Raw genomic sequence first — 11384 nt, 5'->3', positions numbered from 1 at the left:
AGCAGCGGCGTGGGGGGGACACCCCGCGTTGGGAGTGGGGGGGACAAACCACCGCCACAAAGGCACACCGGGGCGCTAGCCCAGTTTTTCCCTCAGAAAGGCGATGTCCTCGGCCATTCCGTCCTCGGGTGTTTCCAGGATGATCGGGGCGCCGGCCGCGGTGGCGACCTCGACGAGCAGCGCGGGGTCGATCTGCCCGTCCGCGAGGTTCGCGTGCCGGTCGCGGGCCGAATCGAATTCGTCGCGCGAATTGTTCAGGTGCACAAGATCGATACGTCCGGTGACGGCGCGCACCCGCTCGACGACGTCGACGAGATCCTCACCGGCCGCCCACGCGTGGCAGGTGTCGAGGCAGAACCCGGCGCCGTAGTCGCCGATGGCATCCCACAACCGGCCGATCGCGTCGACGTAGCGGGCCATCGCGAAGTCCCCGCCCGCGGTGTTCTCCACGAGGATCGGCACCCCGAAGCCGCCCTTGTCCTCCTGGCGTTCGAACAGTTTCCGCCAGTTCTCCACCCCGGCCGCGACGTTCTCGCCCTCGCGGACGTGCCCGCCGTGCACGACGAGGCCGAACGCGCCGATCGCGGCGGCGGCCGCGGCATGCTCGGCGACCGCCTTGCGCGACGGCATCCGCAGCCGGTTGTTCAGGCTCGCGACATTGATGACGTACGGCGAGTGCACGACCACGTCGATGTCGGACGCGAGGATCTGCTCGGCACGCGGATGCGGTCCGGGCGTGTCCCATTTCTGCGGGTCGGTGAGGAAGACCTGCACCAGGTCCGCGCCGAGACGTTCACCCTGACCGGTCGGATCGTCGTCCCGACGGACGTGTGCGCCTATCCGCATGGGCTCCAGCGTAACGCCGGAGCCTGCCTACGCTTCGGGTTCTCCGACCGGGATGGTTGCACCGAGTTCGTTGTCGTGGCCGCACGCGCATCCTTCGCCGCAGCCGCCGCCACCGCATCCACCGGCGTACGAGTCGTCGTCGGCGTCGCAGTCGAGGACGCCGCCGAACCGGGCCGCGAAGTCGTCGTCGACCTCGTGGGTGAGTTCGTGGATCTCGCCGATGAGGTTCACCAGGTGCTGGGGCGCGAACGGGTCGGCGTCGAGGATCGTCGACACCAGCAGGTGGCCCTGCTGGAAGCTGAAGCGCAGACGCGGCCACTCCTCGGACAGCTCGGCGACCAGCGCGGCCGTGTTGCCCCCGCTGTCGATGTCGCTCAGCAGCGACGACCACACGTGCAGCTCCGGGGAGTCCTCGGCCACCGTGACGTACACGCCGAACCCGTGGACCGGGATCGCGATGTCGCCGTCCTCGTCGGTCTCGGGCGCGCTGCCGAGCAGTTCCGCCAGGGCACGGATGCTCAGGTCGATCAGCTGTTGCCGTTCCTCGGTGGCCACGGCGAGGTCGCCGTCGAGGCGGATCGGGCCGTCGTGCGTGTCGTGCTCGGTCATCGTTTCCTCCCGGTGGGGCGCCGACTCGGGTGGTACGGCCTCGGTGCACGAGCCTAGGCGATGGCCGCGGACGGGAGCGGTGCAGGTCCGGCCCGGTTACCGATCACCGGGACGGCGCGGCCCGTCGTCCTGCCGGATCTGTTTGCATACGCGACGGCACGCAACAACACCGCTGCGCGAAAGCGCGACAACACCACTGCGCGAGAGCACGGAAAGGTCGTCCATGGGCATACTCGAGGGCAAGGTCGCGTTCATCACCGGAGCCGGGCAGGGCGTCGGACAGGGGGTGGCGTTCGCGCTGGCCCGGGAGGGCGCCTCGATCGCCGTGACCGGTCGCACCGAGTCCAAGCTCGTCGACACCGTCGAGCAGATCCGCGCGTTCGGCGGCGTCGCCGAGCCGATCGTGTGCGACATCGCGGACACCGCCCGGATCACCGCCGCGATCGAGCGGACCGTCGAGCTGTTCGGCGGCGTCGACGTCCTCGTCAACAACGCGAGCCTCAACCCGCTCGGCCCGCTGCTCGACCTCACGCCCGGGCTGATGGCGAAGGCCTACGCGTCCGGCCCGATCGCCGCGTTGCACGCGATGCAGACCGTGTATCCGATCATGAAGGAACGCGGCGGCGGCAACATCGTCAACATGGTCACCTCCGCCGCGGTGCGGTGGGACACCAGCGGCTACGGCGGATACGCGTCCGTCAAGGAAGCCCTGCGGTCGCTCACCCGCACCGCCGCCTCCGAGTGGGGGCCGGACAACATCCGGGTCAACGCGATCGCCCCCCACGCCCTGTCGCCCGGATTGAAGTGGTGGACCGAGAACCGGCCGGAGGAAGCCGCCGAGTTCGTCGCGAGCATTCCGCTGCGCCGGATCGGCGACTGCGAGGACGACATCGGGCGCGCGGTCGCGTGGATCGTGAGCGACGATGCCCGCTACCTCACCGGCGCGACGATCCCGCTCGACGGTGGTCAGGCCCGCTGGGGCTGACCACCCGGGCACCCCCGGGGGCCAGGATCAGGGTGGTCCCCGATGGTGCCCGAACCGGGCACCCGGGAAGATGGAGCGCATGTCACTTCACAGCGCCGCAGCCGCTCGCGCCATCAACCTGAAGAAGATCTACGGAACCGGAGAGACCGCCGTCCACGCGCTCGCCGGTGTGACCGCCGATTTCGCGGCGGGGGAGTTCACCGCCATCATGGGCCCGTCCGGCTCGGGCAAGTCGACACTCATGCACTGCCTCGCCGGTCTCGACAGCGCCACCTCGGGGTCGGTGCTCATCGGCGACACCGACCTGACCTCGCTGTCCGACAAGCAGATGACCCAGCTGCGACGCGACCGCATCGGGTTCGTGTTCCAGGCGTTCAACCTGGTGCCGACCCTGACCGCACTCGAGAACATCACGCTGCCGCTCGACATCGCCGGCCGCAAGGTCGACCGCGACTGGCTCGACACCGTCGTGTCCCGGCTCGGACTCGGCGAGCGCCTGGATCACCGCCCGGGCGAGCTGTCCGGTGGTCAGCAGCAGCGCGTGGCCTGCGCCCGCGCCCTCGCCGGCCGGCCCGACATCATCTTCGGTGACGAGCCGACCGGCAACTTGGACTCGCGGTCGTCGAGCGAGGTCCTGTCGATCCTGCGCGCGTCCGTCGACGAGTTCGGCCAGACCGTCGTCATCGTCACCCACGACCCCACCGCGGCGAGCTACGCGGACCGCGTGGTGTTCCTCGCCGACGGCAGCATCGTCGACGAACTGCGCGATCCGACCGCCGACGCCGTGCTCGACCGCATGAAGCGCTTCGACACCACCACCACGGTGTCCGCGGCCGAATACGCGGCGGAATAGAGGACACGTCACACATGTCGAATCCCATCACCAAAGTTGCCTTGCGCAACATCGCCGCGCACAAGGTGCGGCTGCTGCTGACGGTGCTGTCCGTGGTGCTCGGCACCGCGTTCGTCACCGGGTCGTTCGTGTTCACAGACACCCTGCAGCGCACGTTCGACAGCATCTTCGCCGACGTCGCCAAGGGCGTCGACGTGCGTGTCGGCACCGAACAATCCGGCGCCAGCGGTGTCCCGGTCCAGGACATCGACGTGATCGCGGCCGTGCCGGGCGTCAAGGCCGTGGTGCCCGCGTACAGCGGCGGCGTCATCGTCCTCGACTCGGAGGGCGCCGCGATCCAGACCGGTGGAGCCCCCGCGGAGGGTTCCGCCTACCTGCCGCCGGACCGCGTGCTCGGTGACCCCGAGACGTTCGTCGCCGGCGGCCCGCCGGTCGCCGCCGGGCAGATCGCCCTGAACGCGAGCGCCGCCACCCGCGGCGATCTCGCGGTCGGGGACGCGACGAAGGTGCTCACCTCCTCCCGCGGCATCGTGCCCGTCACCGTGAGCGGTATCTACGACATCGAGACCGATACCGGCGGCTACGTCGGGGCGCTGTTCACCGAGCAGCAGGCCCGCGACCTGTTCACCGACGGACGGCACGTGCAGTACGTGGACGTCGCCTCCGACGGCAGCGTGTCGCCGGACGAGCTGCGCGACGAGGTCGCCGCGGCCCTGCCCGATCTGAAGGTGCAGACCGGCGCCGAGGTCACCGAGGACGTCAAGTCCGACGTCGAGCAGGCACTGAGCTTCCTCAACTACTTCCTGCTCGCGTTCGGGGCGATCGCCCTGCTGGTCGGCACGTTCATCATCTACAACACCTTCTCGATGATCGTCGCGCAGCGGCTGCGCGAACTGGCGCTTCTGCGCGCGATCGGCGCCAGCCGCCAGCAGGTCGGACGCTCGGTGACCCTCGAGGCCCTCGTGGTCGGTGTGGTCGGCAGTGCCCTGGGCATCGCCGGCGGTGTCGCCCTGGCCTACGGGCTGCGCGCCGCCCTCAACGCCGCGGACATCGGGCTGCCGTCCGGGCCGCTGCAGCTGGCGCCGCGCACGGTGATCATCGCGCTGCTGGTCGGTGTCGTCGTCACCGTGGTCAGCGCGTACGCCCCGGCCCGCCGGGCCACGAAGGTCCCGCCGGTCGCCGCGATGCGTGAGGAATCGACGGCCACCGTCGAGTCGCTGCGGGTGCGCACGATCGTCGGCGCGGTCGCGGCCGTCGCCGGTGTCGTCGGCGTCGTGATCGGTGCGCAGGGGACCGGCGGCGGCGCCGCCGCGACCGTCGGCGTCGGCGCCCTCGGGCTGATCCTCGCGGTTCTGCTCGCCGCCCCGGCGTTGTCGAAGCCGATCGTCGGAGCGCTCGGCGCCGTGTTCGCCCGCCCGTTCGGTGCGATCGGCCGCCTGGCACGCACCAATGCCGCGCGGAACCCGCGGCGCACCGCGGCGACGGCGTTCGCGCTGACCCTCGGCCTGATGCTGGTGTCGGTCATCGCCGTGTTCGGTGCGTCCGCCAAGTCCAGCGTGAACACCCTCGTCGACACCGGCGTCAAGTCCGAGTTCATGCTCATGGGCCCCCAGATGATGGGCGTGCCGGCGGGCGCGGAGACCGCGGCCGCGGGTGTCCCCGGGATCACGGAAGCCGTCGGTGTGTACGGGGTGCAGGCGAAGGTCGGCGACGACGACGAGTTCGGCGCGGCCATGTCCGGACCGGTCGACACCGTGCTGTCCCTGGACATCACCGCCGGCACCGAACAGATCGCGGGCGACGAGATGCTGGTCTCGGCGGAAACCGCGGACAAGCACGGCCTGCAGGTGGGGTCGACGGTGCCGATGACCAACCGGGACGGTGACACCGTCGAGACGACGGTCGCCGGCATCTACGAGGACAACCAGGTCGTCGGGCTGTGGGTCCTGTCGCCGGAGATGCTCGACCGCTTCGTCCCGGCCGCCTCGCGTGCCCCCATGGTGGTGCTGCTCAACACCGCGGACGGCAGCGATCCGGAGACGATCCGTACCGGGCTCGAGGACGCGACCAAGCAGTTCGTCGTGGTGCAGGTCCTCGACCGTGAACAGTTCAAGGGTCAGCAGGCGGCGCAGATCGACACGCTGCTCGCCGTCCTCTACGGGCTGCTGGCCCTCGCCGTGGTCATCGCGATCCTCGGCATCGTCAACACCCTGGCGCTGTCGGTGGTGGAACGGCGACGGGAGATCGGGATGCTGCGCGCGGTCGGCATGCAGCGCGCCCAGGTGCGCCGCACCATCTACCTCGAGTCGTTGCTCATCGCCGTGTTCGGCGCCGTGATCGGTCTGGTGCTCGGCCTGGTGTTCGGGTGGGGCTTCGTCCGCACCCTGGCCGACCAGGGCCTCGGCGAGATCACCGTTCCGTGGATCCAGGTGCTGGCCATGCTGATCGGATCCGGTGTCGTCGGTGTCCTGGCCGCCCTGTGGCCGGGTGCCCGCGCCGCGAAGACGCCTCCGCTGGAGGCCATCGCCGACGTGTAACCGTCCGAGGAAGGACGGTTTTCCACAACCGCACGATTCATCCACAGGCACCCGGCCCGCGACGCTCGTCGCGGGCCGGTTGTCGTTGCCCTCCTCTACTGTGCGGTTCGGGGGGTGAGAGCGGATGGACATCCGGCAACTGCAGCAATGGAATCCGGACGCGCTCGAGAAGTTCGGCGGCACACTCGGGGCGTTCGCCGGGCGGATCGAGAACGTCGGTGTCGACGTCGGCGCGGCCGGTGACTTCGGCGAGACGTGGATCGGAGCAGCCTCCGACACCGCCGCCGGGAACATCGCGCGGACCGGTAAACGCATTGCCGACCACGCGGATTCGTATCGGAAGGTGGGACGGTGCGCCTCGGACTGCGCGCCGAGGCTCCGGCTGCTGCGCGGCAGGCTCGACGAAACCGCGAGCCGGGCAGCGGAGCTCGGGCTGACGATCGGACCGGACGGCACCGTCGTGCCCGCCGGCACCGCCGACGCCGACGACATCCGCGCGCAGATCGCCGCGATCCTCGAGTCCGCCGCGGCCCTCGACCGCGAGGCCGCGGCCGCGCTCGCCGAGGTCGCGGCCGACCTCGACGTCGGCGGGACACCGTTCGGCAGGATCCACACCCAGGGCCCGGCGATCGTCCCGGTTCCCGGGCCGGGCACCGATCCGCGCGAAGTGATGCGCTGGTGGGACATGCTCGGCGCGCAGGCCCGCGAGCATCTGCTCACCACCCGGCCGGGCGAGATCGGCGGGCTCGCCGGGATTCCCGCCGCCGACCGCGACCGCGCGAATCGCGCACTGCTCGAGACCGAGCGCGTCCGGCTCGAACGCGTCGCCGAACGGCTGGCCACCGAACTCGACGGCAACATCTTCGGGGGCCTGTTCAGCAACGCCGACGCCGGCCTCGAACAGACCCGCAGGAAACTCGCCGCGCTCGACGCCGTCGACGACGTGCTCGCGCGAGGCGACCGGCAGCTGCTGGCGCTCGACCTGTCCGGGCGCGAGGCGATGGCCGCGGTCGCGGTCGGTGACGTCGACACCGCCGACCACGTCGCGGTGTTCACCCCGGGCGCCGGCTCGACGGTGCAGGGCAATCTCGCCGGCTACGACGAACAGATCGCGGCGGTCCGGTCCCAGGCCGAGCGCGGGCTGGAATCGTCCGGTCGCCCGGACCGTTCGGTCGCGGCGGTGACCTGGCTGAATTATCAAGCTCCGCAATGGGGCTGGGGTCTCGCAATAACGGAGCAGAGCCCGGTGTCCGATCTCGCGGCGACCCGCGCGGCACCGGGCCTGGCCCGGTTCCTGACGAGTCTCGATGCGCGCGAGGACAATCCGAACGTGACGGCGATCGGGCACTCCTACGGTGCGCTCGTCACCGGCATGGCATTGGCACAGGGCGCCCCCGCCGACGCCGCGGTGTTCCTCGGCGCGCCGGGTATCGGTACCGACGACATCCACGACCTGGGGCTGGCGCCGGGCTCGGCGTTCCTCGTCGAGGCCGACCGTGACCCGGTCGCCGATGTCGGCACGTTCGGCGGCGATCCCAGCTTCCTCGACGGCCTGACCCGGCTGTCGTCGGATCCGGGCATCGGCGCGACCGGTGAGGCGTACCGCGGCTCGATCGGGCACAGCGCCTACCTGACCCCCGGGACGACGAGTTCCTACAACGTCGCACTGGTCGTCGCGGGCCTGGCCGGGCAGGCGGTGCGATGAGCGCCCGGCGACTTCTCCCGGTGGCGCTGCTGCTCGCGGCGACCACCGGATGCGCGTCCGATCCGGAATTCCACGCCGTCCCGGAACCGGTCGCGACCACCATCGACGGGGCCGTCGACCACTACCTGCGGGTGCACCACGAGATCGCCGACGCGCTGTCGGCGGAATTCCCGGAACTGGTCTTCGGCACCGACCACTCGCGGCTGAACGCGGGGTGCGAGATGACGGACGGCAGCACCGGCTGGGTCGCGCACCTGCCGCTGCTCGTGTCCGACCACAGCGTGCCCCACGACGTGGACCGTGCCGTGGCGGTGTTCGACCGGGCCGCTGCCCGCGCCGGATTCCATCAGCGGGTGGCGGTGCCGCGGCTGGCCCGGCGATTCGACGAACGACGGGTCGCCTCCGACGGCTCGGCGGTCACGTTCGGTGCCGGGGTGTCGACGGTGCTCGGACTCGAGGTCGGCTGCTACCCGCGGTGAGGGCAGCCGTCGGTTACGCTCGGTTGTCCGTCCAGGTGAGTCCGTGCCGGCGAGGGGGATGTCATGCGTGCGGTGCTCGGTGTCGCGGTCGACGACGGGGAGATCAGCGCGGTACTCGTCGACGCCGATGTACCGGCGCTCGGCCCGTTCGATTCGCAGCGCTGGGCCGCGTCCGACGCCGACGACACGACCGCCGCGGCGGTCGGTGCCGTCGCCGCCATGACCGAACGTGCCGAACGCGCGGGGCTGGCCATCGGCCGCATCGGGTTGGTCGCCGATCCCGCCGTCGTCGACGCCGTCCGCGAGGCCGCGACCGTGGAAGTGACCCCGGCCGACGTGGACGCGACCCGGCTCGCGTACCTGGCCAACGCCCCCGAACTGGCCGAGACCCCGGTGCTGGCCGTGCACACCCGCAGCGGGGGAGCGGAGACCGTGTCGGTCGTGGACGTCCCCGCCGGCAGCGTGCTGGCGGCCGTGACCCCGGAGGGCGACGAACTCGTCGGCTACGCCGACCTGCTGCCGGACGCGATGGACGAGGCGGTCGCCCGCGCCGGCCGATCGCCGCAGGCCCTGGTGTTCCTGGATCTGCGTCCCGGCGACGCCGGTCCCGCCCGCGAACTGGCCACCGTGCTCGGGGTCCCGTTCGTGACCCCGCACGGGGTGCCGTGGCACCGCGCGACGGGTGCGGCATTGGTCGCGGCACGGCAGGACGCGCCGCCGCCGGTGCCCGGGGGAGGCAACAACCGAGGCCGGATCGCCGCCCTGGTGGGAGTGCTGGTCGTGCTGCTCGCGATCCTCGGAGCCGGGCTCGCGGTCGCGATCGGCGGTGCCGGCGAATCGAGGGAGAACGAACCCGCCGTCGTGTTCGACGAACGGCCGGTCCCGACGTCCGCGCCGCCCGCGTCGGCCGGCACCGCAACTCCGGAAGCGGCGCCGTGTGCATCGGAGGAACCCGACGCACCGCAGATCCGTCCCGCGTCCTGGCCCGCCCGCGCCTCGGATCCGGACACGGGCCCCGCGCCGACTCCCACCCCCGCACCGACAGCGCCCTGCCCGTAGGGGATTCGGAAGGTCAGCGGCTCAGCCGGGCTCCTGCCGCGCGCATCGCGTCCGCATCCGACGCGACGATCACATCGGCGAACCGGTCGCGGTAGTCGCCGAGGTCGTCACCGACCGACCCGACGACCGCGACCACCGGTACCGACCCGGTCCGGGCGAGGATCGCAGAGACGATCTTCCCGGCGCGGCTCTGCCCGTCGAGACGCCCCTCGCCGACGACCACGAGGTCGGCGGTCGCGAGATGCCGGTCGAATGCGAGGGCGTCGAGCACGAATTCGGCACCGGAGCGCAGTTCGGCGCAGTACCGGGCCCACATGCCGCCGGAGAAGCCGCCGGCCGCGCCGGTGCCGTCGACGCACCGCGGGTCGCGCGGCAGGGCCATCGCGGTCGCGTCGAGCCGCTGGGTGAGCAGATCCACCGTGGCGGGGTCGGCGCCCTTCTGCGGACCGAACACCCGTGCCGCGTCGACGTATCGGGTGGTGACGTCGGTCAGGACCGTGACCGCCGCGCCGTGCAGGCCGCCGGACGAGTCGATCGCGGCGATGGCGCCGAGGCCGCCGTCGGTGGTCGCCGAACCACCGGCCGCGACGACGATGCGCTCCGCGCCGCATCGCGCCGCCTCCGCCATCAGCAAGCCCGTACCGTAGGTGTCCGCGGTGACCGGATCGCGGAAACCGTTGTGCGGGGTCGTGATTCCGCTCGCGGTCGCGAGTTCGACGACGGCGGTTCCGTCCGGTGCCAGTCCGAACGTCCCCGCGCACGACACCCGCCACGGGTTGACCGTCTCGACCTCGATGCGGTCGAGCAGCATCGGCCCGGTCAGGACTTCGAGGGTGCCCTCGCCGCCGTCGGCGACCGGGAGCCGGATCGTCTCGTGCCCCGACGTTTCGGCGCCGGCCGCGACGGAGTCCGCGACCTCGGCCGCACGGTAGGTGCCCTTGAAACTGTCCGGGGCGATCAGGATCCGCACGCTGGTGATCCTGTCACGAACGCAGCACCCATTCGAACGCTGCGGCTTCCGAACGGGCGCCCTGCGTCGCCCGTGCCCGGTTCGGTTCGTCCAGTTCGGCCACGAGGTCCTCGCCGAGCCGCACCAGATCGGCGAACACGTCCGGCGACAGCCACTGCGGGCGGGTTGCGAACAGCAGGTCCTCGGTGGCGGTGTTACCGCTCGCACCGGGCGCGAACGGGCAGCCGCCGAGCCCGGCGAGGGCCCCGTCGACGACGCTCGCACCGGCCGACACCGCGGCCAGGCTGTTCGCGACACCGAGTCCCCACGTGTCGTGGCCGTGGTAGACGATCCGGCGCGCGGGGGATTCGGTGCGGACCCGCGCGATCAGCTCGGCGACCTGGCCGGGCACGGCCTGCCCGAGGGTGTCGGCGAGGACGATGTCGGCGGCGCCGTCGGTCCGCGGATCGCACGCGATCTCCAGGACCCGGTCCGGGTCGACGGGGCCGTCGAACGGGCAGGTGAACGACGTGGCGAGGCACAGCTGGATGCTGCCGCCGGCGGCGTGGGCCAGTTCGACGGCGGCGGGCATCGCGGCGACGCTCGTCTCGGTGTCGCGGCCGATGTTCGCGTTGTTGTGGGCGTCGGACACCGAGAAGCAGTACTGGAAGTGGCGCGCGCCGGCCGCGATCGCCTTCTCCACGTGCCGCGGCGTGGCGACCCACACCCAGCAGCGATCGAGTTCCTCCTCGGTGAGCGCCGCGATCAACTCCAGGGTGTTGGCCATCGGGGGGACCAGGTCCGGGCGGGCGAGCGAACCGATCTCGAGCTCGGGGATGCCGGTGGCCAGCAGGGACCGGGCGAGGCGCACCTTGCGTTCGGTGGGCAGGAGCTTGCCGGTCAGCTGCAGTCCGTCGCGCAGTGTCACATCCCGCAGGGTCACATCCTGCAGTCGCACGTCCCCGAAGTTCACGCCGTACCTCCGCCTCGTCTCACGCCCGGATTCCGCCGGGGCATCCGGCTCCGAGCCTACGGACCGGGACGGCCCGTGGGGAGTCGCCGGAACGCGGATTCTCGGACACGCCGGACCCGGTGTCGCAGCGGTTGTGACGGGTGACACTATTGTCGTTTGTCGGATCGGGGCCTTGGAGGGTGCGTGGTCATGGGTGTGGTGATCGCAAAGGCGTTGCTGTGGTGTGCGCTGCTCGCCGGTGTCGGCGGGGCGGCGGTCGCGGTCAATGCCCTGCACGTCAACGGTGCGGTCGCGTCGTTGATCGTCGCGTTCGTCGCGGGCCTGGTGCTACTGCGGCTGAGGCCCGCCGCGCAGGACGCCCAGGATTCGGACACGGCTGCGTCGTGATC

Annotated in this window: 11 protein-coding genes; 7 read left to right on the top strand and 4 right to left on the bottom strand. The window is 71.5% G+C overall.

Going from position 1 to position 11384, the window contains the following annotated elements:
- Nucleotides 1–75 precede the first annotated feature (75 nt).
- Both ACWDUD_RS28400 and ACWDUD_RS28395 read right to left on the bottom strand, forming a co-directional pair.
- Nucleotides 76–846: a deoxyribonuclease IV gene (locus ACWDUD_RS28400; RefSeq protein ID WP_197256091.1), complete on the bottom strand. Its 771-nt coding sequence runs from the start codon at nucleotides 844–846 to the stop codon at nucleotides 76–78.
- A 27-nt stretch (nucleotides 847–873) separates the two neighbouring features.
- Nucleotides 874–1455, bottom strand: coding sequence for a T3SS (YopN, CesT) and YbjN peptide-binding chaperone 1 (locus tag ACWDUD_RS28395; protein ID WP_450111493.1), 582 nt, complete (start codon nucleotides 1453–1455; stop codon nucleotides 874–876).
- Nucleotides 1456–1678: 223 nt separating this feature from the next.
- Between ACWDUD_RS28395 and ACWDUD_RS28390 the strand changes: the two genes are divergently transcribed.
- From ACWDUD_RS28390 to ACWDUD_RS28365, 6 genes are all read left to right on the top strand, one after another.
- Nucleotides 1679–2440, top strand: a complete 762-nt coding sequence (locus ACWDUD_RS28390; protein ID WP_450111492.1) for an SDR family NAD(P)-dependent oxidoreductase — start codon at nucleotides 1679–1681, stop codon at nucleotides 2438–2440.
- A 79-nt stretch (nucleotides 2441–2519) separates the two neighbouring features.
- Nucleotides 2520–3293, top strand: coding sequence for an ABC transporter ATP-binding protein (locus ACWDUD_RS28385; RefSeq protein WP_450111491.1), 774 nt, complete (start codon nucleotides 2520–2522; stop codon nucleotides 3291–3293).
- A gap of 14 nt (nucleotides 3294–3307) precedes the next feature.
- A complete protein-coding gene (locus ACWDUD_RS28380) occupies nucleotides 3308–5830 on the top strand; it encodes an ABC transporter permease (protein ID WP_450111490.1) in 2523 nt (840 codons plus the stop codon).
- 124 nt (nucleotides 5831–5954) lie between these two features.
- Nucleotides 5955–7535, top strand: coding sequence for an alpha/beta hydrolase (locus ACWDUD_RS28375; RefSeq protein WP_450111489.1), 1581 nt, complete (start codon nucleotides 5955–5957; stop codon nucleotides 7533–7535).
- Entirely contained in the window at nucleotides 7532–8014 is a 483-nt protein-coding gene (locus ACWDUD_RS28370) for an LppA family lipoprotein (RefSeq protein ID WP_197256104.1), read from the top strand. The genes ACWDUD_RS28375 and ACWDUD_RS28370 overlap by 4 nt, the downstream gene beginning before the upstream one ends.
- 63 nt (nucleotides 8015–8077) lie before the next feature.
- Nucleotides 8078–9073 carry a hypothetical protein gene (locus ACWDUD_RS28365; protein WP_248674286.1) on the top strand — a complete coding sequence of 332 codons (996 nt, stop codon included), beginning with the start codon at nucleotides 8078–8080 and terminating at the stop codon, nucleotides 9071–9073.
- A gap of 13 nt (nucleotides 9074–9086) precedes the next feature.
- On the opposite strand, the gene ACWDUD_RS28360 is transcribed toward ACWDUD_RS28365, so the two are convergent.
- Nucleotides 9087–10043: a glycerate kinase gene (locus ACWDUD_RS28360; RefSeq protein ID WP_450111488.1), complete on the bottom strand. Its 957-nt coding sequence runs from the start codon at nucleotides 10041–10043 to the stop codon at nucleotides 9087–9089.
- A gap of 13 nt (nucleotides 10044–10056) precedes the next feature.
- Nucleotides 10057–10965, bottom strand: a complete 909-nt coding sequence (locus ACWDUD_RS28355; RefSeq protein WP_197256123.1) for a beta/alpha barrel domain-containing protein — start codon at nucleotides 10963–10965, stop codon at nucleotides 10057–10059.
- A gap of 225 nt (nucleotides 10966–11190) precedes the next feature.
- On the opposite strand from ACWDUD_RS28355, the gene ACWDUD_RS28350 reads away from it, so the two are divergent.
- The gene (locus tag ACWDUD_RS28350) at nucleotides 11191–11382 is read left to right on the top strand and encodes a hypothetical protein (RefSeq protein WP_374068785.1); all 192 of its coding nucleotides are present in this window, start codon (nucleotides 11191–11193) and stop codon (nucleotides 11380–11382) included.
- Nucleotides 11383–11384: the final 2 nt, after the last annotated feature.

It is taken from the genome of Rhodococcus sp. NPDC003382 (assembly GCF_053589135.1).
Note: the sequence above shows the minus strand (reverse complement) of the source record. Positions and strands in the feature narration are given on the sequence as shown.